The sequence below is a fragment of the Collinsella sp. AM12-1 genome, from assembly GCF_003472325.1.
GTDB lineage: Bacteria > Actinomycetota > Coriobacteriia > Coriobacteriales > Coriobacteriaceae > Collinsella.
On the sequence record NZ_QRLS01000005.1, the window covers coordinates 1 to 21,277 of the forward strand.

At 64.4% G+C, this 21,277-nt stretch carries 19 protein-coding genes, 2 tRNA genes and 1 pseudogene; 16 read left to right on the top strand and 6 right to left on the bottom strand.

The genetic code is table 11. From position 1 onward, the window contains the following. Nucleotides 1-140 precede the first annotated feature (140 nt). The 6 genes from DW136_RS03625 to DW136_RS03650 all read left to right on the top strand — a co-directional run bounded on the left by DW136_RS03625 (nt 141) and on the right by DW136_RS03650 (nt 5,158). The gene (locus DW136_RS03625; protein WP_118289096.1) at nt 141-1,073 is read left to right on the top strand and encodes a 1-phosphofructokinase family hexose kinase; all 933 of its coding nucleotides are present in this window, start codon (nt 141-143) and stop codon (nt 1,071-1,073) included. A 201-nt stretch (nt 1,074-1,274) separates the two neighbouring features. Continuing rightward, nucleotides 1,275-2,669: a CCA tRNA nucleotidyltransferase gene (locus DW136_RS03630; protein WP_118289097.1), complete on the top strand. Its 1,395-nt coding sequence runs from the start codon at nt 1,275-1,277 to the stop codon at nt 2,667-2,669. A 127-nt stretch (nt 2,670-2,796) separates the two neighbouring features. After that, nucleotides 2,797-2,873: transfer RNA gene (locus DW136_RS03635), tRNA-Glu, on the top strand. 22 nt (nt 2,874-2,895) lie between these two features. After that, nucleotides 2,896-2,972, top strand: a tRNA-Glu gene (locus DW136_RS03640). Nucleotides 2,973-3,122: 150 nt separating this feature from the next. Next, a complete protein-coding gene (locus DW136_RS03645; protein ID WP_117765642.1) occupies nt 3,123-4,430 on the top strand; it encodes a lysylphosphatidylglycerol synthase transmembrane domain-containing protein in 1,308 nt (435 codons plus the stop codon). 116 nt (nt 4,431-4,546) lie between these two features. Further along, on the top strand, nt 4,547-5,158 hold the full coding sequence (locus DW136_RS03650) for a TetR/AcrR family transcriptional regulator (RefSeq protein ID WP_158565217.1): 612 nt from the start codon (nt 4,547-4,549) through the stop codon (nt 5,156-5,158). A 3-nt stretch (nt 5,159-5,161) separates the two neighbouring features. Here DW136_RS03650 and DW136_RS10105 read toward each other — a convergent pair. The 6 genes and pseudogenes from DW136_RS10105 to DW136_RS03680 form a co-directional block, all read right to left on the bottom strand. Beyond that, nucleotides 5,162-5,386, bottom strand: a pseudogene (locus tag DW136_RS10105) (DDE-type integrase/transposase/recombinase); the annotation flags it as partial. A gap of 29 nt (nt 5,387-5,415) precedes the next feature. Continuing rightward, nucleotides 5,416-6,744 carry an ABC transporter ATP-binding protein gene (locus DW136_RS03660; RefSeq protein ID WP_118289098.1) on the bottom strand — a complete coding sequence of 443 codons (1,329 nt, stop codon included), beginning with the start codon at nt 6,742-6,744 and terminating at the stop codon, nt 5,416-5,418. Beyond that, the gene (locus DW136_RS03665; protein WP_118289099.1) at nt 6,745-7,767 is read right to left on the bottom strand and encodes an iron ABC transporter permease; all 1,023 of its coding nucleotides are present in this window, start codon (nt 7,765-7,767) and stop codon (nt 6,745-6,747) included. 22 nt (nt 7,768-7,789) lie between these two features. Further along, entirely contained in the window at nt 7,790-9,361 is a 1,572-nt protein-coding gene (locus DW136_RS03670; RefSeq protein WP_147351637.1) for an ABC transporter substrate-binding protein, read from the bottom strand. Between the two features lie 4 nt (nt 9,362-9,365). Beyond that, entirely contained in the window at nt 9,366-9,899 is a 534-nt protein-coding gene (locus tag DW136_RS03675; RefSeq protein ID WP_117639387.1) for a hypothetical protein, read from the bottom strand. 144 nt (nt 9,900-10,043) lie between these two features. Continuing rightward, a complete protein-coding gene (locus DW136_RS03680) occupies nt 10,044-10,970 on the bottom strand; it encodes a sirohydrochlorin cobaltochelatase (RefSeq protein WP_117639389.1) in 927 nt (308 codons plus the stop codon). Between the two features lie 458 nt (nt 10,971-11,428). Between DW136_RS03680 and cobM the strand changes: the two genes are divergently transcribed. The 10 genes from cobM to cobS are packed head-to-tail and all read left to right on the top strand — an operon-like array spanning nt 11,429 to nt 21,248. Then, nucleotides 11,429-12,220 (top strand): precorrin-4 C(11)-methyltransferase, encoded by a 792-nt coding sequence (gene cobM / locus DW136_RS03685; RefSeq protein ID WP_118289101.1) that lies wholly within the window; start codon nt 11,429-11,431, stop codon nt 12,218-12,220. Continuing rightward, nucleotides 12,189-13,406: a cobalt-precorrin-5B (C(1))-methyltransferase CbiD gene (gene cbiD, locus DW136_RS03690; RefSeq protein WP_233546528.1), complete on the top strand. Its 1,218-nt coding sequence runs from the start codon at nt 12,189-12,191 to the stop codon at nt 13,404-13,406. Before cobM ends, cbiD begins: the two co-directional genes overlap by 32 nt. Beyond that, nucleotides 13,399-14,088 carry a precorrin-2 C(20)-methyltransferase gene (cobI, locus tag DW136_RS03695; protein WP_118289102.1) on the top strand — a complete coding sequence of 230 codons (690 nt, stop codon included), beginning with the start codon at nt 13,399-13,401 and terminating at the stop codon, nt 14,086-14,088. Before cbiD ends, cobI begins: the two co-directional genes overlap by 8 nt. Then, on the top strand, nt 14,089-15,222 hold the full coding sequence (locus DW136_RS03700) for a cobalt-precorrin 5A hydrolase (RefSeq protein ID WP_118289103.1): 1,134 nt from the start codon (nt 14,089-14,091) through the stop codon (nt 15,220-15,222). Then, on the top strand, nt 15,222-15,965 hold the full coding sequence (gene cobJ, locus DW136_RS03705) for a precorrin-3B C(17)-methyltransferase (RefSeq protein ID WP_118289104.1): 744 nt from the start codon (nt 15,222-15,224) through the stop codon (nt 15,963-15,965). Before DW136_RS03700 ends, cobJ begins: the two co-directional genes overlap by 1 nt. Continuing rightward, nucleotides 15,953-17,425, top strand: a complete 1,473-nt coding sequence (gene cbiE / locus DW136_RS03710; RefSeq protein WP_118289105.1) for a precorrin-6y C5,15-methyltransferase (decarboxylating) subunit CbiE — start codon at nt 15,953-15,955, stop codon at nt 17,423-17,425. Before cobJ ends, cbiE begins: the two co-directional genes overlap by 13 nt. After that, entirely contained in the window at nt 17,422-18,804 is a 1,383-nt protein-coding gene (locus tag DW136_RS03715; RefSeq protein ID WP_233546529.1) for a cobyrinate a,c-diamide synthase, read from the top strand. Before cbiE ends, DW136_RS03715 begins: the two co-directional genes overlap by 4 nt. Next, entirely contained in the window at nt 18,797-19,939 is a 1,143-nt protein-coding gene (gene cobT, locus DW136_RS03720; protein ID WP_117842463.1) for a nicotinate-nucleotide--dimethylbenzimidazole phosphoribosyltransferase, read from the top strand. The genes DW136_RS03715 and cobT overlap by 8 nt, the downstream gene beginning before the upstream one ends. Then, the gene (locus DW136_RS03725) at nt 19,936-20,484 is read left to right on the top strand and encodes a bifunctional adenosylcobinamide kinase/adenosylcobinamide-phosphate guanylyltransferase (protein ID WP_118289135.1); all 549 of its coding nucleotides are present in this window, start codon (nt 19,936-19,938) and stop codon (nt 20,482-20,484) included. Before cobT ends, DW136_RS03725 begins: the two co-directional genes overlap by 4 nt. Further along, nucleotides 20,481-21,248 carry an adenosylcobinamide-GDP ribazoletransferase gene (gene cobS / locus DW136_RS03730; RefSeq protein WP_158571429.1) on the top strand — a complete coding sequence of 256 codons (768 nt, stop codon included), beginning with the start codon at nt 20,481-20,483 and terminating at the stop codon, nt 21,246-21,248. Before DW136_RS03725 ends, cobS begins: the two co-directional genes overlap by 4 nt. The last annotated feature ends 29 nt before the right edge of the window (nt 21,249-21,277 follow it).

Below are 21,277 nucleotides of genomic sequence, written 5' to 3' on the forward strand. Positions count from 1 at the left end.
GCTGAGTCCTGAGGCTGTTGCAATGAAAATGAGAATCAAGGTACTTCATCGCTTCCACACCGTTCACCGAGTTGTTGTAGCCTTTTATCGATGCGTGGAATATACTTTCATTAACTCGTTGCCTTGTGAAAGGAACATTCATGATTTATACGCTCACTGCAAATCCTGCCATTGACTACAACATCGCCTGCGACGGCCTTTCGGCCAACACCGTCACCCGCACGCGTAACGCGGTCTACACGCCCAACGGCAAGGGCCTCAACGTCTCGTTCACCCTCGATCACTACGGCGTCGACACCACAATCCTGGGCTTTTTTGCCGGCTTCTCGGGCGAGTTCATCGTCAAGGGCGCCGCGGCCCTGGGCGTGCCCGTCAAGCCCGTGTGGACCGACGGCATTACGCGCGTCAACGTCTTCCTCAACGCCGGTCCCGATACCGAGTACAACATGGTCAACGCCGGTGCCGCCATCAACGAGGCCAACGAGCAGGAGATGTTTGAGCTCATCGATTCACTCGACGATATGACCTGCCTGGTCATCAGCGGCTCGCTGCCTCCCAACACCTCCGAGGGTTTCCTGGCCGAGGTGCTTCGCCGTGTTAAGGCAAAGGGCGCCGAGTTCGTGCTCGATATCTCGAGCCATCAGCTGGCCGACCTTATTGCCATGGAGCCGTTGCTCATTAAGCCCAACGACGACGAGCTGCTCGACATCTTTGGCATTAAGGTGAGCGGTGGCGACGACGAGTCTGTCAGGGGCGCGATGGCCGAGCTGCATGCCAAGGGCGCCAAGAACGTGTTGCTGACCCTCGGCGGTGCCGGTGCATACTTCTCCAACGGGGAGCACATCTGGTTTGCCAAGCGCACCTTCGACGTCAAGCTGCTGTCGACGGTCTGCGCCGGCGATTCCTCGCTGGCCGCTTTCCTGTCCGTGTGGCACGACGCTCCCGAGCGCGTCGAGGACGCCCTGCGCCTCTCGATGGCCACCGGCGCCAACGTGGTCGAGTGCCCGGGCCTGGGCGACTTTGCCAAGGTCGATGAGTATCAGAAGGGCATTGCCATCCGTCAGGTCTGCTAGCGCAACGTACGGGCCTTGGTTTCTTGCTTTGTTGAGCACCCGTCTCGGATTACCGAGGCGGGTGCTTTTTCATTTTGGTAGCCGAGGACTTGGCACTCAATCACGCGAGATGTGGGTTCGCGTGTGCGCCCGCTCTCATTTCTTGCTAGACTTCTTGGAAACCGTCAATCGATATGCCCGCAATTGCAGGAGGCCACAGGAATGTGCAATGTTTCGCTCAACGCTACGCAGCCGTCAGCCGCCTCTCTGTGCGTGTTGCGAGCCCTCGAGGATGCCGGTCTTGAGGCCTGGTACGTGGGCGGTTGGGTACGTGACGCCCTGATGGGACGTCCCAGCCACGATGTCGACATGTGCTGTAGCGGCCTGTGGCTGGAGTCCAAGGCGGCACTCGAGGCCGCCGGCATTGCGGTAGTTGAGTCGGGCATTAAATTTGGCGGCATTACGGCTATTTGCGATGGCGAGCGCATTGAGGTCACCACCTATCGCCTGGACGGCTTCTATACCGACGGTCGTCATCCTCAGAGTGTGGAGCGCGCCGCTTCGCTTGAGGACGATCTGGCGCGCCGCGACTTTACCGTCAATGCCATGGCGTGGCATCCCGAGCGCGGCCTTGTCGACCGCTACGATGGCCAGGGCGACCTAGACCGCAAGCTGATTCGTGCCGTCGGAGATCCCAAGCGCCGCTTTAACGAGGATGCCCTGCGCATGTTGCGTGCGGTGCGTTTTGCCTGCCGCCTGGACTTTGTGATTGAGCCCGAGACCAAGTGTGCCCTTGCCGAGTGCGCGCCGCTGCTCGATGCCGTGGCGCGCGAGCGCGTGGGTATTGAGCTCGAGGGCATTCTATCGACCGGCCACGGGGGAGACGCGATGCTGCGCTACCCCGAGCTCATCTGCGCCGCCGTGCCCGAGCTTGCGCCGGCTCGTGGGTTTGACCAGCGCAGTGTCTATCATGCGTTTAACGTCTACAAACATATCGCCCGCGTGCTGACGGTGGCAGGGGAGCTGGCGCTGTGCGATGGCGTGGCGCCTTCGCCGAGCTTAATGTGGGCAGCGTTTTTGCATGACGTCTCCAAGCCCGATTGCTTTACGGTCGATCACGCCGGCAGCGGCCACTTCTACGGTCATCCCGAGCTCGGCGCCAAGAAGGCGCGCGTCATTATGGATCGCCTGGCGCTCTCGCACGATTTGGTGCGCGATGTGTGCCTGCTCATCAAATACCATGACAAGCCGCTGCGCCCCGAGCGCTCCTGCCTGCTCAATATGATGCGCGCGCTTTCGGGCGAGGGCGTCGACACGCCGCGTCTGATGGACGAGCTCATGGATCTTAAGCGTGCTGACACACTTGGTAAGGCCCCGTCGTGCTTCTATTACGTCGAGACGATTGAGGAGATGCGCGCGATGGCGCACGAGCTGCTGAAGGCGGGGGAGCCCTATACGCTCAAGATGCTCGCCATTAACGGCGGCGACCTGATCCGTGCCGGAGTCAAGCCCGGGCCCGAGCTAGGCCAGCTACTCAACTCCGCCCTCGACGCCGTGATCGAAGACAACATTTCCAACGAGCGCGAAGCTCTTTTGGTCCATCTCAACTTGAATTAGCTATCCTGTTTACCTGCGTGTTCCATAACCTGCCGACAATTTTTCGGCAATTTGGAATTTCTTCTTGCGCTGACGTTTTTTGTCCCGTAATATACTTCCTGGCAGCACGGCAGTGCAGATGTCATGTGGCCCGTTCGTCTAGCGGTTTAGGACGCCGCCCTCTCAAGGCGGAGATCACCAGTTCGAATCTGGTACGGGCTACCACTTCTTTTCTGCTGAGGCTTATGGCCCGTTCGTCTAGCGGTTTAGGACGCCGCCCTCTCAAGGCGGAGATCACCAGTTCGAATCTGGTACGGGCTACCACGCATCTGATACCCGGACTTCCCATGGAAGGCCGGGTTTTTTATTATCAAACAACCGTCTGCAATTCCCGTTTGAACAAGAGCTTTGCGTTCTGCTTATGGCCCTTACGGGTACAATTACCAAGATATTTTGACTGTTAGAAGGAGTCTCATGACGGAGTCCTCTCAGCATACGTCCAAGCCCCAGGTCGAGGTTGAGGCCTCGGGCGGCGATGACAATAAGAGTGCACGCCGCGGCGCCATCTTTATCGGCGTCGTGCTGGTGGGTTATATCGTCTATCTGGTGGTAACCGGGCAGATGGGGCAGTTTTGGGCCGCTATGTCGAGCGTCCAGGCGCCCTGGCTCGTTGCCGCGTGTCTATGCATGTTCATGTATCTGTTCTTTGGCATTGTGGCCTATGCGATCGCCGTCTGGCTCGACCCCAATTCACCCGTCGGCATTCGCGACCTGATCTCGGTCGAGGCGAGCGGCATCTTTTTTGGCAATCTCACGCCCATGATGATGGGCTCGACTCCCGCCCAGATCTACCGTCTGACCAAAGCGGGCCAAAATGTCGGCGAGGCCGGAGCCACGCAGTTCACGCGCTTTATCGTGTATCAGTTTGGCCTTGTTGCCTGGGGCGCCATTCTGCTGCTTGCCCGCATGCCGTTTTTCGCCGAGCGCTATGGCGACATGACGCTGCTGTGCGTCTTTAGCTTTGGCGGCCACTGCTGCATCTTGCTTGGTATCTTCGCCGTCGCGCTCATGCCTAAGACCGTCACGCGCGTCGCCCATTGCATCATCAATTGGCTCGAGCGCATAGGTGTCTCGGCCACTAAGATCGAGGGATGGCGCACGTTTGTCGACGGCGAGATCTACTCCTTCTCCGAGAAGTTCAAGCTTTCGGCCGGACATTTTTCTTCCATGCTGCTCACCGTGTTTATCACCATGCTGCAGCTCGCGTTTTTCTATCTGGTTCCGTATTTCCTGATGCTTGCCTTTGGCCATCACGAGGTCGACTTTTTCTCGGTCATGGCCGCGAGTGCCTTTGTCCAGCTGCTGAGCTCTGCGGTTCCCTTGCCCGGTGGAACTGGTGGCGCTGAGGGCGGCTTTGCATTGTTCTTGGGTCATTTCTTTGGGTCGGCTTCGACCGCCGGCTATCTGCTGTGGCGCCTCATTACGTTTATTGCGCCGACCATTTTGGCTGCGCCCCTGCTGGGACTTAAGAGCGCCCACAACGAGAGCATCCATGCGCGCTGGGATCGCGTGATGCGCAAACTCGGCCGCACGTCTCAGACGCCCTCTGCGCCCACTAAGCCGCACCCTACGAATGCGGTTACCGTTGATCCCAAGAAGCACGCTCAGAAGGCTTCTGGGACCGCTAAGCCGGCTCATAAAGCCTATGTGCGCCAGACGGGCGACGGTATTCGCGTATCTCCGTCGGCACTCAATAAGAAGAAGCACCCTAAGTCGCAGTAGGGCAGTCGTGCGTTCTTCATGATGCGGGGCATATTTGTGCTGTATGGGGGATAATCCTCTTACGTAGATTATCTCTCATCTGTTGATGAATGCCCGTATATCGAAGGGACACACCCATGGCCACCAGTAAACCGCGTATTGATCGCCGCATCGTTCGCAGCCGCAATGCCATCCTTTCCGCTTTCGAGCGCCTGCTCATGGAAAAGCCGCTGGCAGACATTACGGTGAGTGCCATCGCGCGCGAGGCCAATGTCGACCGCAAGACCTTCTACGTGCACTTTGGTACGGTTGATGGCTTGCTCGATGCCATTGCCGTCGATGTGGTGGAGATGATTGTCGACTCGGTCGAGAAAACGCTTGCTTCCATGGACGGTGACACCAACGAGCGCGCCCTGGGCGCGGCGGCGACCTTCTTTAAAACCGTTAACGAGGCGCTGTGCAACAACCTGGTGCTCAATCGTCAGCTGATCGAGAACATTCCGCTCGATGATTTTATGGCTCGTCTTCGTGCGCCGCTCGAGCACGAGATTGCCGAGCGCGATCTGCTGCCCCAAGGTCTCAAGGACGAGATGTTCGACTACTATCTGGCGTTTTTGCTGTCGGGTATTATCGGAATCTATCGCACATGGGCGCTGTCTGACGGCTCGGTTCCTATCGAGCGCGTCTCGGAGGTCGCCAACGACCTGACTCTCAATGGCCTGTCGAGTCTGGAATCTCGCTTGGATTAGGCGCAGGCTTGAGTTCGCGAGGCGCTTGTCGGGGTGCAGCCCGATCGACCAGGCGACGAGCATCCCGCCGAAGCAGTCGATGACCGGGCTCAGGTAGACCTTCTCGCCGCCCGGGAGCCTGAACTCGGTGATGTCGGTGAGCCACAGCAGGTTGGGCTCGTCGGCGTGGAAATTCCTGTTTACGAGGTTCTCCGGCGCCTTGTAGACCTCGCCGGCGTAGGAGCTGTAGCCTGAGGATCCTTAAAAGAAAGTCCAGTTTATCCTTTCCACCCCAATTGGGAATCCTCCGATGCGCCTTCGCACGCTCGCATGACCTCGATACCGTGCGAGCGTGCGAACTCGACGAGCTCTGCGTTGCGGGCGTTTATGGTGCCGAAGGCGGCGGGACACACGATAAGGCGCGCGCAGTGGACGAGGAGCTCTTTGGCGCGGGCTATGGTTCTATCCCCGATCGGCTCGAAGGCGCGCTCGGTCACGCATTCCGCCGCCAGGTCGCGCGCGAGCTCGCAGTCGATGTCCCCTTCGTGCAGAACGCCCGTGTAGAACGCCTTGCCCTGCCGAATGAGCTGGCGAAACACAGCCGACCCCGTACCTGCGCCGGCGATGACGAACGTGTGCGCATCGCCGTGCGGGCGCCCAATTTCCACGCTGCCGAAGCGCTCGTTGAAGGTGCCATGTTGAAGACCGTAGAGCTCGCCAATCGTCTCGCGCGTGAATATGTCCTCGGGTGCGCCGGCGCGGAAGACCCGGCCGTCCTTCACGCAAATCACCTTGTCGGCGCTTTTCTGCGCGAGCTCGAGTTCGTGGATGGACATGATGACAGCCACATTCCGCGATTTCGCAAGGTGGCGAAGTATTCGCAGCAGGTCGATCTGGTAGCGGATATCGAGATGCGACGTGGGCTCGTCGAGAACGAGCACACGCGGATCCTGCGCGATGGCGCGTGCGAGCATGACTCGCTGGCGTTGCCCGTCGCTTATCTGCATGAAGTCGCGCTCGGCGAGCTCTTCCACATGTGCGGTTTTCATGGCCTCATCGACCCGACTATGGTCGTCGGGCGAGAGTGTGCCCATTCGCCCGGTGTAGGGATGCCTTCCCGCCTCTACGATATCGCGGCAGGTGAGGAGCTCGGTCCGGGGGCGATCCGTCAGCATAACGGTAAGGTTCCTTGCGAACTCCGCCGTCTTCCATCGGGAAATCTCCCGTCCGTCGAGCTCGACCGCACCGGCAAGCGGTGCCAGATGGCGTGTGATGGTTTTCAAGATGGTCGACTTGCCCGAGCCGTTCGGCCCGATGAGCGCCACGACGTCGCCCGCGCGAACCTCCAGATCGACGCCTTTGACTACAACCTTCTTGTCGTAGCCCGCCGACAGGTCGCTTATGCGGAAAAGCGGCGCTCCGTCAGCCTGCGTTTCGACCTGGGTTTCGACCTGGGTTTCGAGGTTCGATTCCGCTCGGAGGAGGCGTTCCGCGCGCGGTTCCGCATGAGCCGAAAGTGCCTTCTGGCGCTTTCGTGCGAGCTCAGGACTGTCTATGCATGGAATGTCCCCTCCGGGCGTTTTGGGCCGCGGCACGAATTCCCCCATCTACCTCACCCGTTTCTTCAACATGAGCGCGATAACCACCGGCGCGCCGAAGATGGCGGTGACGGCGCTGATGGAAAGCTCGACGGGAGAGAACAGTGTGCGCGCGATCAAATCGCAGCCCGCGCAAAAGATGGCGCCTCCCAAGAAGCACGCAGGAATCACGCGGATGGGCTTCGACGTCTTTAGCGCCGACTTCACGAGATGCGGAACCGCGATGCCTACGAACGACACCGGACCAGCGAACGCGGTCACGCAGGCGGAGAGCATGCTCGCTAGAAGGACGAGCACCACGCGGAAGCGTGCGACGTTCACGCCGACGCTTTTCGCGTAGGCCTCTCCCAGCTGGAAGGCGGAAAGGGGCTTCGATATCGCGAATACGCATGCGCTCACGGTGATCACCACGACCGCGATGACCGCGACGTCGTCCCAGCTCGAACCCGAGAAGCTACCCAAAGACCAGTTGTGCAGGTTCACGATGGACTGGTCGTCGGCGAAGGCGATGAGGAAGTTCGTCGCCGCCGAGCAGATGTATCCCACCATGACCCCCGCCACGATGAGCATGGCCATGGAACTTATGCGCCGTGCGATGAGGAGCACGAAGCCGATGGTGATAAGCGAGCCCAGAAACGCTGCGGCCACCATGGCCGGCGAGGACATGGCCTGGTTCGCGCCTAGAAGTACGATCATCGTAAGCGCGACGATGAACTTTGCGCCCGAGGAGACGCCCAAGATGAACGGGTCGGCGATGGGGTTGTTGAAAAACGTCTGCAGTAGGAACCCGGAGAGCGAAAGTGCCCCGCCGAGAAGCACGGCTGAAAGCACGCGCGGCAGGCGAATCTCCCAGATGACCTGGCTTTCCATGGAATTGGCCGCGCCGCCCGAAAGGATGCCGGGGATGTGGTCTGCGGGCACGAGCACGCTCCCGATGCACAGGTTGGCCCCGACGAGCACGATGAGGGCAACAGCGAGCAGCGCCGTCACGACGCGACACCGCGCGGCGCGCCCCGATTCGTCATATGTCATGGAAAGTCGGCTTCTCATGGTGCTAGCCGAGCTTCCTCAGATAATGGAAGTCGCTCGCGTCATCGCCGGTGAACGCCCCGTGCAGCTCGTCGATAATGTCGGCGGTAGAAGTCATCTGCTGGTACATGTCGGCGCTTGTGACCCAGACGTTGCCGTTCTTCACGGCTTTGAACTGCGACAATAGCGCGTTTTTGCTTACGAAGTCGTTCAAGGTGGCAACCGATTCGTCGATGGTGCCGTTGTAGACGATGATGTCGGTATCCTTCGCCGTCGCGTAGAAGCGCTCCATTTCGAGCGTTACTGACGAACCTGACGTCGACGCCGTCTGCGCGTCATCGAGCGCGTAGCTGCCGCCTGCAAGCTCGATCATCTGCGCCACGTAGTCGCCCGCCCGCCGCGTGACGGCGGCCCCGTTCGAGTTAATGTAGAAATACGCCACGGTTTTACCTGACGACGCGAGCCCCGACGTTTGCTCGACGCGGGCCTTCTGCTCGTTGAACAGGTGCGTGGCCTCGTCTTCCTTGTCGAACAGGACGCCGAAAAGCTTAATCCACTCGACGCGCCCGAGTGCTTCGGGCTCGCTTGACGACTGCTCGGTGAGCACGACGAGCCCGAGCTTCTGCAGCTTTTCCTTCACATCGGGTGTGTGGTTGATCATGGTGTTCTCGATGGCGAGCGTGCAGCCCGAGGCCGATATTCGCTCGTAGTCGGGCGCGCTGTACTTGCCGCCGTAGGCGATCGCCCCACTTTCGAGCGCGCTTTTGAAGCCCGCGACCGAGCAATCGTCGGCCTTCGTGCCCGACATTAAGATATTGTCGTTCGCATCGAGCGCGTCGACCAGGCACATCGTCGCCGACGACACGAGGTACACCTTGTCGGCGGGGCGCCTTATGACCGCGATGTCGGAGCTCAACCCATCAGGTACCTTCGCATCTTGCGGCACCACGAGGAAGCGCTCCCCGTTCGAAATGCAGATAAGCCGCAGGCCGCCTTCGTACTCGTCGACAGTGAAGAGCTTGGCGTATTCAAGCTGAAGCGCCCCCGTCGGCTCCCAGCCGCAGCCCAAATCGGCGTTGTGGAAGTCGGCCGCGGCGCTTGAAGCCGTTCCTGCAGGGGAGCCGCCGCTTGCATCGTCGCCCGATTTCTCCTTCATGGTGGATGAGTCGAAGTGGATCGTGTAGTCGATGGTGTGCGGCGTCGACATGGCGACGGTCTCGGCCGACACGGCGATGTCCTCGTCGAGCGTGACGGGTATCTCGAACGTGGAGTTGCCGCCGTCGTTTACGGGCGCGTAGTCCACGCCGTCGACGGTCATCTTGTCGTAGTTCGAACTCGACCAGGTGATGGTCGCGGTGTAGGTGTCGCCATCCTTCACAATTGTGGTGGGTGAGGCGATGCTTGCGCGCCCTGACCCGCCGGAAAGCGAGACGCTCACAGTGTATTCCTGAGAGCCCGCCGTGCCACCGGTCGCGTTCGGGCTCGCACTGCACCCCGCGAAGGGAAGCGCGAGCAGGGCGACGAGAGCGCAGGCGATCGCGCGCGCCGCGATGCTGTGGCGCTTCCTGTTTTCCCCCTTGGGAAGAATCGACCGCATGGCGTTACTTCAGTGCGTCGGCGCGCAGATCGACGCCGGCGGATTCGAACACGAGCGTGCGGTCGTACCACCGCTCCCTTTTAATGCTCCACGCGGCGCAGGCGGTGTCCTCGTCGAGCGCTTCAACGGGCACGTCGTAGGTGTACTTGCCTTCCGCGTTTTCCACATAGGGGATGAAGTCGGCCTCGCTCGCGGCGGCAGCCTCGTCGCCCGTGCCCATGAAGAGTTTGCCGTAGCCCGTGCCGGAAAGCGTCATCACGCAGTGCATGGAGCCGTTTTCCACGATGAGCTGTGCGTCCACAATCCTGAACATGTTTGAGCTGGAATCTACGGTGATCGGATAGGTGCCGTCGGCCACCTTGTCGGCGGTGATGGGGGCAGCGCTTGTGCCCTCGGGCGCATCTGCCGCCTGTTCGGTCCTTTCCTGGGAATCGGCATCGCTTGCCTTTGCGCTGTCGCTTGAATTTCCGGCGCAGCCGGCGAGCGAGAACGCGAGAAGCGCCGCCGACAGGGCGAAGACGAGGGTTTTCTTCAACATGGAGGGGTTCCTTTCAATCGCTTCGACCGCCCGCGCCGTGCGGTGGTCGGGCGGGATGCGAATGCAACGGGCATGCGCCGTCGGTCGGGGAAGGCGCATGCCCGTTGCACGGGGACGCGACCGGCGCCCCCGTGCGCGGCGAGTTTAGAGCTTGGCGATGGCGTCGTCCACGTGTGAGACGTAGATGTCGTCGACCGCGACGTTCTGTCCCAGACCCTGGAGCAGGCACGTCACTTCGAAGCCGGCGGCCACGAACTTCGCAGCCCAGCTGTCGGGGTCGGTCTCGTCTGCCATGTCGTTGTTCGCGTGGTCGCCCGCGACCACCATGAACGGCGCGAGCACGGCCTTCTTGTACCCTGCGGCGCTCGCGGCGGCGATAACATCCTCGCAGGTCGGTTCAGCCTCGACGGTGCCGACGAAGAACTGTGTCAAGCCCTCGTTCTTGAACACTTCCTGCATCTTGGCATAGTCGGCGTTGGAATCGGCTTCGGTGCCGTGGCCCATGAGGCACAGCGCCGTCTTGCCGTCGTCGAAGGACGCCATGTTCTCCTTAATGGCTGCGGCCACCTTCTTGTAGTCGTCGTCGGAGGTGAGCAACGGGTCGCCGAGCGAGATCTTGTCGAACTTGTCGGCGTACTTGTCGAGCTCGTCTTTCACGTCGGTGTATTCCAGGCCACCCATGAGATGCGTCGGCTGCACGACGATTTCCTTCACGCCGTCTTTCACGCAGCGGTCGAGCGCCTCGGTCATGTTGTCGATCGTGATGCCGTCGCGCTTCTTCAGCTTGTCGATGATGATCTGCGCGGTGAAGGCGCGGCGGATGTCGTAGTCCTGCCAGTACTTCTCGCGGATAGCGTCTTCGATGGCGCCGATGGTGATGTGGCGCGAGTCGTTGTAGCTCGTGCCGAAGCTCGTGACGAGGATGACCGGCTTCACGGCCTTCTCCTTTTCGCTCGATTTCTCGGAACTTGCGGAGGTGCTGGAGCAGCCCGCGAGCGTGATTCCGGCGAGCGCGACGGCTCCGGTTGCTGCGGCGCCCATGAAGCTGCGGCGTGACATCTGGTCGGACATGGTTTTTCCTTTCCTCGGTTTGCCGGTCCCCCGGCGACAGTTGCTTGTCGGCACAAGCGAAAGAAAAGCGCACCCCTCGGGGTTCACAAGGAGCTAACGCCACGGCGATGCCGTGAGGAAAAGGCGAAGCAGTCTGGCTTGGGGCGCGAGGCGGTTCGCCCGCGCGTCCTATACAGTAATGTCCCTTGCCCAGGATTCCCACCTGGTTCCCTCCGCAAGCCAGCGCGGGCTGTGCGGGCGCCGCGCCGGTCATTTCCTTTTATCCGATTGTCATATGCTCGTTGCCGAATCTTTTACTATGATAGTGGGCACTTGTGAACGTGTCAAAGCCAGGGCGGGCGGCATTGCGCCTCCTGCCTGCGTATTTGCGCCGATTGCCGCTGCGGGCGCCGTGTTTTGCCCGCTGCGCGAAGGGCGGCGTAAACGGTTGCGATGAGAAACGGGAAGGGAAGGCTCGGATGATTCATATCGTTGGCGCAGGCTCGGGCGCCGCCGACCTTATCACGCTGCGCGGGGCGCGTCTTCTGCGCGCGGCCGACGTGGTCGTTTGGGCGGGGAGCCTTGTGAACCCTGAGCTGCTCGCCGAGTGCAAGGAATCCTGCGTCGTCTACGACAGCGCGCACATGACCTTGGAGGAAGTGCTCGACGTGATGTGCGCGGCGGATGCGCGGGGCGAGGAAGTGGTGCGCCTGCACACGGGCGACCCGTGCCTGTACGGCGCCATTCAGGAGCAGATGGACGCACTCGACGCGCGCGGCGTGGACTACGAGGTGGTGCCCGGTGTGTCGAGCTTTTGCGGTGCCGCGGCGGCGCTTCGCCAGGAATACACGCTGCCGGGAATCAGCCAGTCGGTCGTGATCACGCGGCTTTCCGGGCGCACCCCCATGCCCGCGGGCGAGGGCATGCGCACCATGGCGGAAAGCGGCTCGACTATGGTCATCTTCCTGAGCTCGGGTATGCTCGCCGAGCTTTCCGCCGAGCTTTTGGCCGCGGGCCGCAGCTCCGACGAGCCGGCGGCGCTCGTGTATAAGGCAACCTGGCCTGAGGAGCGCGTGGTGCGATGCACAGTGGGCACACTCGCCGATGCGGGCGCGCGAGAGGGCATCGACCGCACGGCGCTCGTGGTGGTGGGCCGCGTGCTCGGAGCTCGCGGCGGGCTTGCGCACATCGGCGCGCAAGCGGAGTCGTACGAGCGCAGCAAGCTTTACGACCCTTCGTTTGCCACAGGGTATCGAAAGGCGAGCAGCTAGCGTGGCCTTCGAGCACTACATATATACCGGGACGACCCGCCTGCGCTGCGGCTACACCACGGGGAGCTGCGCCGCGCTCGCGGCGAAGGCGGCCTGTGAGATGCTCTTGTCACGAAAGCCCGTCGGCCGCGTGTCGATCGTCACCCCCGGCGGGCTGCCCGTCGAGGCGAACGTGGTAGACGCATGTATCGGCGAGGGGTGCGCCCAGTGCGCCGTGCGAAAGGACGCAGGCGACGATGCCGATGTGACCGACGGCGTACTCGTGTACGCGCGCGTGGAACATGCGGGGTCGGGCACGGGCGCTGCGGGCAGCAAGGGCGTGCCCGCGCGCGAATCGGAAGTTTCCGTCGATGGCGGCGTGGGCGTGGGGCGCGTGACATTGCCCGGGCTCGAACAGCCGGTGGGGGCGGCCGCCATCAACGCGACACCGCGCGCGATGATCACTTCGGCGGTGCGCGAGGTGTGCGCCGCGCACGGCTTTTCTGGAAATATTGCTGTGACGATTTCGGTACCCGAGGGTGTTGCCCTTGCCGAAAAGACCTTCAACCCGCACCTGGGGATAGAGGACGGCATCTCCATCCTGGGCACGACGGGCATCGTCGAGCCGCGCAGCCTCGCTGCCTTGCGCGACAGCATCGAGCTCGAGATCCGGCAGCATGCGGCTATGGGGCGGCGCGGAGTCGTGCTCACGCCCGGCAACTACGGCGCGCAGTTCATCTCGGGGCATTTCCACCTAAACGGTGCGCCGGTGGTCTTCATCTCCAACTTTGTGGGCGATGCGATTGATTGCTGCGTTCGCGAGGGATTTACCAATGTCCTTCTTGTGGGACACATCGGCAAGCTGGTGAAGGTCGCGGGCGGCATCATGGACACCCATTCGCGTACCGCCGACTGCCGCGCGGAGATTCTGGCCGCCCACGCGGCCTTGGCCGGCGCGGGCGCGAAGACCGTGCGCGAGATCATGTCGTCGGTCACGACCACGGCGGCGCTCGAGGTAATCGAGGCCGCCGGCGTGGGGGACGCTGCGCGCGCCTCGCTCGCTGCGGCAATCGAGGACAGGTTGCGCCGCCGCGCGGCGGGCGCATGCGACATCGCCGCGGTCGTGTTCGACGCCGAGCGCTGTGAGCTTTTCCGCACGTCGGGCGCCGATGCAGTTATCGGGGAATTGGGGGCGACGTATGAGTAAAGGCGTGCTGTACGGGGTGGGCACGGGGCCTGGCGACCCCGAGCTGCTCACGATCAAGGCCGTCCGCACAATCGAATCGTGTCCGGTCATCGCCGCACCGCAGACGGCGGACGGGGTCATGGTCGCGCTCGACATCGTGCGCGGCGCCGTCGACCTTACAGGCAAGACGGTGATCCCCGTGCGATTCTCGATGACGCGCGACGCCGAGCGCCGCGCGGCCGAGCATGCCTCGCTTGTTCGCGAGCTTGTCGCGCACCTGGATGCGGCCCGCGACGTCGCGCTGCTGAACCTGGGGGACCCAAGCATCTACGCCACCTTCCAGCGCATAGCGCCCGACGTGCGCGCCCGCGGGTTCGAGGCGCGCGCCATTCCCGGCGTGCCGAGCTTCTGCGCGGTCGCCGCAGCGCTCGAGCGCGACCTCACGCCCGAGATGTCGTCGCCTCTGCACATCGTGTCCGGCGGCTACGACGACGTGCGCCGCGCAATCGGCTGGCCGGGGACGAAGGTGGTCATGAAGGCGCGCCGCTCGCTTGCGGACACGAAGCGCATCCTTCGCGAGGAGGGCGCCTTCGACGGTTCCGAGCTCGTAGAGGACTGTGGGCTTCCGGGCGAGCGCGTGTACCGCTCGCTCGACGATGTGCCCGATCGGGGCAGCTACTTCTCGACGATGGTGGTGCGCTAGATGAGGGTTTCCTGCATAGCGTTCACTGAGAGGGGATATGCGTTGGCGGAGCGCACCGCACGCGCGCTTTCCGATTGCGCGCAGACAGGTGAAGATGACCCTGGCTGGGACGTTTCCGTTTCGCGCGGGTTCGGCGAGGGGAAGGCCGACCTGCGCGCATGGACGGCGCTCGCGTGGGAAGCGTCGGACGCGCTTCTGTTCGTGGGCGCGGCGGGCATCGCCGTGCGGGCGATCGCGCCGCATGTCGCCTCGAAGGCAACCGATTCCGCGGTTGTGGTGATCGACGAGGCGGGGCGCTTTGCCGTCCCACTTTTGTCGGGGCATTTGGGCGGTGCGAACGAGCTTGCGCAAACTGTGGCACGCGCGGCAGGGGCCATCCCCGTCATCACCACGGCGACCGACGTCCGCGGCGTGTGGGCGGTGGATACGTGGGCGTGCTGTGCGGGGCTCGCTGTTTCGAATCCCGAGGCTATCAAGCGAGTGTCGGCACGGCTGCTTTCGGGCGGGCGCGTGGCGCTCTATTCCGACATGCCGATTTCGGGACAGCCGCCTGAGGGGGTTGACATTGCGTCCGACCGCGCTCGGGCCGATATCGTCGTGTCGCCGTTCGCTGGCGCGAATGCAGGTGCGTCCGTTCGCGCGGCGGAGACAACGGGCGAGGTCGTACCCGCCGGTGAGACGGGGAAGCCGGCGGGCGTGCGGGCTCAGGCGCCTGCGCCCGAGCCGCTTCGCCTTGTCGTGCCCTGCATCGTTGTGGGCATAGGGTGCCGCCGCGGTGCGTGCGCCGAAGCGATCGGGGAGGCGTTTCTTCTCGCGTGCGGGCAGGCGGGTATCTCGCCTTCGGCCGTGTGCGAGGCGGCGACGATCGACGTGAAGGCGCGCGAGGAGGGTCTGCTCGCCTTCTGCCGCGCGCGCAATATCCCGCTCGCGACGTATTCCGCAGAGGAGTTGTCGCAGGTCGAAGGCAGCGTTTCGCCATCTGATTTCGTGCGCGCGACGGTGGGAGTCGACAACGTGTGCGAGCGTGCGGCGCTCGCGGACGGGGGCATACTTATCTTCCCGAAGCTCGCTCACGGCGGCGTGACCGTCGCGTTTTCCAAGGTAACTATCGAACTTTCGTTTAAGGAGCGGTGATGGGAAAGCTCTTCGTAGTGGGGATCGGCCCGGGCGGCCCCGACGGCATGACGATTGCGGCTCGGCGCGCGCTCGAGGCGGTCGACATCGTTGTGGGGTACACGAAATACGTGGAGCTCGCGCTCGCCGCCGTGCCCGACGCGGCGCATCTCGCGACGCCGATGATGCACGAGGTCGAACGGTGCCGCGTGGCGCTTTCGCGCGCGCAGAGTGGAGAAGCGGTGGCGCTCGTGTGCAGCGGTGACGCGGGCGTGTATGGCATGGCGAGCCCCGTGCTGGAGCTTGCGGAGGACTACCCCGATGTAGACGTGGAAGTTATCGCCGGGGCCACCGCGGCTCAGAGCGGGTCGGCGGTGCTCGGCGCCCCGCTTGCCCACGATTTCGCGGTCGTGTCGCTTTCCGACCTGCTCACGCCGTGGGAGGTCATCGAGCACAGGCTCGCCGCCGTGGCGAGCGCCGACTTCTGCATCTGTTTGTACAACCCGCGCAGCAGAAAGCGCGCCGACAGGCTCTCGCGCGCGGCGAAGATTATGCTCGAATGGAAGGCCCCCGACACGCTCTGCGGTTGGGTACGCAACATCGGGCGCGAGGGGCAGCAATCGGGCATGTGCAGGCTCTCCGAGCTGGGGGAGTTCGACGCCGACATGTTCACTACCGTGTTCGTCGGCAACGCGGACACGAAGCGCGTAGGCGGCCGTATGGTCACGCCGCGCGGGTATCGGGAGATTCCATGCGAAAGGTAACGATCATCGGGGCGGGGCCCGGAAACCCCGACTTGCTCTCTCGCGCGGCGCTCGACGCGATCGACATCGCCGACGTGGTCATCGGCGCTCATCGCGCGCTTGTCGGCATCGACGTGCCGCCCGACGTGGTGAGATGCGAGCTCGTGAAGACGGCGGACATCGTCGCCGCGCTCACCGATGCGGCGTCGTGGCAGCGCGCCGTGGTCGTGATGACGGGCGATGTGGGGCTGTTCAGCGGCGCGCGCCGCCTGGTGGAGGCGCTCTCCGGCGACGCGCAGGTGGACGTGCGCGTCATTCCCGGCATAAGCTCTGCGTCGTATCTCGCCGCGCGCCTCGCGCGTCCATGGCAGGATTGGCGCTTCGTGAGTGCTCACGGCGTGGCGTGCGACATCGTGGCCGAGGCCGAGCGCGCAGGTGAGCTCTTCCTCGCCACGTCGGGCGGGGAAGACCCCTCGCGGCTTTCGGGCGAGCTTGTGCAGGCGGGCTTTGAGGACGCGCGCGTGACGGTGGCCGAGCGCCTGTCGTACCCCGACGAGCGCATCACCTGCGCGACCGCAAGTGAAATCGCAGGTCAGACGTTCGACGACTTGAACGTGATGCTTATCGAGTTCGCAGGCTGCGCCGGGTCGCCTGCGAACTCTAGCGCAGCCTCCGAGTCGCCGGCCGGCGCGTCTGCGCCCGCGGCGGCTTCTTTCGCGGCGGACTCTGCGGGCGCATCCCGCGCCGCGAGCTCCCGCTGGCCGTACGCTTCCTCCGGCATTCCCGACGAGCTCTTCATCCGCGGCGACGTTCCCATGACCAAGCAGGAGGTGCGCGCCGTCGCGCTCGCGAAGCTGCGCCTTACCGCGACCGACACCGTGTGGGATGTCGGCGCCGGCACGGGGAGCGTGTCGATCGAGGCGGCGCTCGTCGCGCGAGCGGGGTCGGTATGGGCGGTCGAGCGCAACGCGGCCGGCGTGCGGCTCATCCGAGAGAACGCGGATGCATTCGGGTGCGGCAACGTTCATGCGGTCCCCGGTGTCGCCCCCGAAACGCTCGCGAAACTGCCCGTCCCCGACGCCGTGTTCGTCGGCGGGAGCGCGGGCGAGCTTCCCTCCATCGTGGAGGCGGCGCTCGAGAAGAACTTGCAGGTTCGCCTGTGCGTGCCATGCGTCACCGTTGAGACGCTCACCGAGGCGTGCGCGCTCCTCTCGGGTTCGCGCTTTAAGGGGTTCGAGGCGTGCCAGGTGTCGGCCGCCCGTGCCGAGGCTGTAGGCTCGCACCATCTTATGAAGGCGCAAAACCCCGTGTTCCTCGTCAGCGCGCGTGGTGCGGGCGCGGATGCCGAGGAGCTTGCCGATGTCGGGGCGCTTGTTGAGTCGCCTGTCGGGGAGGACCCCTCTACCGAGGGGATACCATCCGTTGAGGTGGTCTCGCTTGCTAACTGCAACGCCGCAGGTGGGGAAGGCGGTGCCCGGTGAGCACGTCCATCCCGCGCTTCATGGTCGCTGCGCCCTCGAGCGGGAGCGGCAAGACGGTCGTCACGTGCGCGCTCCTGCGCGCGCTCGCGCGTCGCGGCCTTGCATGCGCGGCCTTCAAATGCGGTCCCGACTACATTGACCCGCTCTTTCATCGCCGCGTCGTGGGTGCGCGCTCGGGCAACTTAGACGGCTTCTTCACCGACGCCCCGACGCTGCGCGCCCTGCTCGCACGCGGCGCCGCGGGCGCGGATGTCGCGGTGCTCGAGGGGGTCATGGGCTTCTACGACGGCATGGCGCCCGGCGTGGCCGACGCGAGCAGCTACCAGGTTGCGCGCGACACGGAAACGCCGGTCGTTTTAGTGGTGAACGGGCGCGGGGCGTCTTTATCGCTCGCCGCCGTAATCCGCGGCATCGCCGAGTTCCTGCCTTGTGCGAACGTGCGCGGCGTCGTGCTGAACAAGACGAGCGCCGCTGCCTGCGCCTACGCGGCGCCTGCGATCGAGAAGCACACGGGCGTCGCGGTTTTGGGGAATATCCCCGCCGACGAGGCGTTCTCGCTCAAAAGCCGGCATCTGGGGCTTGTGACCGCCGACGAGGTCGAGCAGCTCTCCGCGCGCATCGACAAGATGGCCGAGCTGGTGGAAAAGAGCGTCGACGTCGACCGCTTGCTCGAAATAGCGGCGACGGCACCCGATATCCGCGAGGAACCTTACCGGTTGGAGCCGATCGCGGGAACGCGGCCCATCGTCGCCGTCGCGCGTGACGAGGCGTTCTCGTTCTACTACGAGGAGAACCTGCGCGCGCTCGAGGACCTGGGTTGCGAGCTGGCCTTTTTCAGCCCCCTGTGTGATAGCGAGTTGCCCCGGGGGACAAGCGCCCTCTATCTGGGGGGCGGCTACCCGGAACTCCATGCGCGGCAGCTCTCCGAGAACGCGCCGATGCGCGAGGCGGTGCGGCGCGCGGTGGAATCCGGCATGCCGACGGTCGCCGAATGCGGTGGGTTTCTGTACCTGCAGCGCGAAATCGCCGATAGCGAGGGGCGGCGCTGGCCTGTTGCGGGCGCCCTTGAGGGCGCAAGCGAGAACGGGGGAAGGCTGTCCCATTTCGGGTACGTGGAGCTCACTTCCCAACGCGACGGGCTCTACGGGCCGCGCGGCACACGCATCCGCGCGCACGAGTTCCACTACTGGCAGTCCGCCTGCCCGGGCGGCGACTTCTGGGCGCAGAAGCCCCGGCGCGACAAGGGCTGGCCGTGCATGACGACTACCCCGTCCCTGGTGGCGGGCTTCCCGCATGTGTACTATCCTGCGAACCCCGACGTTGCGCGCGCGTTCGCGTCTGCCGCAGCGTCGTTCGTAGAGAGGAGACTGCATGGCTGAAGCAACCGAAACCGCGCTTGCCTGCATCCGCGAGGAAGTCGAGCGTGCGTTCTCGTCGGCGCCGGGCGCCGTGCTCGAAGCCACGCTCTCCCGGATCGCGCCCGCAGACGAGTGTGCCCGCGCCGCCGCGTACGCCGCGTGGGATTCCATCGCGCACCCCTTGGGGGGATTGGGCGACTTTGAAGACGCCGTCGCGTGTATCGCCGCAGCTCAGGGGAGCGCCGAGGTGGCCGAGTTTCCCCGTGCGCTCGCGGTATTCTTCTCCGACAACGGGGTCGTTGCCGAAGGCGTGTCGCAAAGCGGGCAAGACGTGACGCGAGCCGTCGCGCGCAACATGTGCGAGGGGGCCACGAGCGCCTGCCGCATGGCGGCGTTCGCGGGTGCCGAGGTCGTGCCCGTCGACGTGGGTATGGCCCGGGGTATAGAAGACGCGCGCATGGTGCGCGCGAACGTGCGGCGGGGGAGCGGCAACATCGCGCACGGCCCCGCTATGTCTCGCGATGGGGCCGTGCGCGCGATCGAGGTCGGTATCGCCGTCGCGTGCGGGCTTGCCCGCGCCGGCGTGCGCCTTCTGGCCTCGGGCGAGATGGGCATCGGCAACACGACCACCTCGGCGGCGGTGGCCGCGGTGCTCATCCGGGCGGACGCGCGGAGCCTCGTCGGGCGCGGCGCGGGGCTCTCGGACGCATCGCTCGCGCGCAAGCGCGACGTGGTCGAGCGCGCTATCGACGCGAACTCGCCCGATCCCGCCGACCCGATCGACGTGCTCTCGAAGGTGGGCGGCTTCGACATCGCGGCGATGTGTGGCTTCTACCTGGGGGCCGCGGCCTCGAAGGCGCCGGCGCTCCTCGACGGGGTCATATCCTGCACGGCGGCCCTGTGCGCGGCGCGCCTGTGCCCCAACGCCTTGGGCTACCTCGTGGGCACCCACGCATCAAGCGAACCCGCAAGCCAGGAGCTCCTTCGCGAGCTCGGCATAAAGGCACCACTCGACGCAGGCATGCACTTGGGCGAGGGCGCGGGCGCCATGGCGTATCTGCCCCTTCTGGATTCGGCGTTGCGCGTGTACCGGGATGGGAAGACGTTCACGGCGACTGGCATGGCTGCTTACGAGCATTTCGAGGCCGGGAAATGACGGTGACACTCGTCATCGGCGCCGCCGCGAGCGGCAAGAGCGCCTACGCCGAGTCCCTGTGCCTCGGGCACGACGGCCCCCGCGTGTACCTGGCAACGATGGAGCCCTTCGGGGAAGAGGGCGCCCGCCGCATCGCGCGCCATCGGGGGCTGCGCGAGGGCAAGGGGTTTTCTACCCTCGAGTGCACGCGTGACGTGGGCGCCGCAGTGCCCGGGCTTCCGCGCGGCTGCACGCTTCTTTTGGAGGACGTGGGCAACCTGGTTGCGAACGAGCTCTTCGCGGAAGGCGGCTTGTCCCCGCGTGACCCCGACGCTGCGGCGCGCGAGGTGCTCGGAGGCATTGAACGGCTCGCTCAGGCCGCTGCGTATACGGTGGTGGTCACCGTCGACGTGTTCGCCGATGGGATGCGCTACGATGAAGGGACCGAGGCATGGAGGCGCGCGCTCGCGCGCGTGAACGCGGGTGTGGCGGCGCTGGCCGACCGCGCAGTCGAAGTGGTATGCGGGATTCCCGTGTGGATGAAAGGCGAAGGACCTACAAGGTGAAGATAGTAGAGGCAATCGGCGCGGCGTTCGGAACGTTCTCGCGCATCCCCGTCCCGAAATCGGCCTGGACCGATTTCGGGTCAACCCATGCGCTTGCCGCGTTTCCCCTGGTGGGCCTTGCGGAAGGCTTCCTCATGACGGCGTGGGGGTACGTGGCGAACTTGCTCGGCGTGCCCGCGACCATCGTCGCGGCCGTGCTCGTGGCGCTGCCTGTGGCGGTGACGGGAGGCATCCACCTAGACGGGCTCTGCGACACCTCCGATGCGCTTGCAAGTTGGGCCCCGCGCGAGCGAAAGCTCGAGATCATGCACGACCCGCGAGCGGGCGCCTTCGGGGTCATCGGTGTTGTTGTGTACCTTATTCTGCAGTTTTCCCTTTTCACCGCGCTGTCGCTTACGGCGGGGGCGTTCCTCGCGCTTCTGTGCTCTCTCGTGTTCTCCCGCTCGCTTTCGGGGCTCGCCGTTGAATGCTGGCCTGCCGCGCGGGCGGACGGCATGGCCGCGGGGCTCTCGCCTGCGAAGAAGCGCGCGGCGATCATCGTGCCGCTTTGCGCTTTCGCTGCGGCTTCGGCTGCAGGGATGGTCGCGTGCGCTCAGGCCGTCGGCGCCCTTATGGCTGTGGCGGGGCTTTTGGCGCTCGCGTGGTACCGCCATGTTGCCCTGTCCCGCTTCGGCGGGGTGACGGGGGATTTGGCCGGATGGTTTCTGCAATGGGCCGAGCTCGCGATGCTTGCCATGCTGGTGGCGGGGGGCATGCTCCTATGATGCTCGTGGTAGGTGGCGCGCATTCGGGG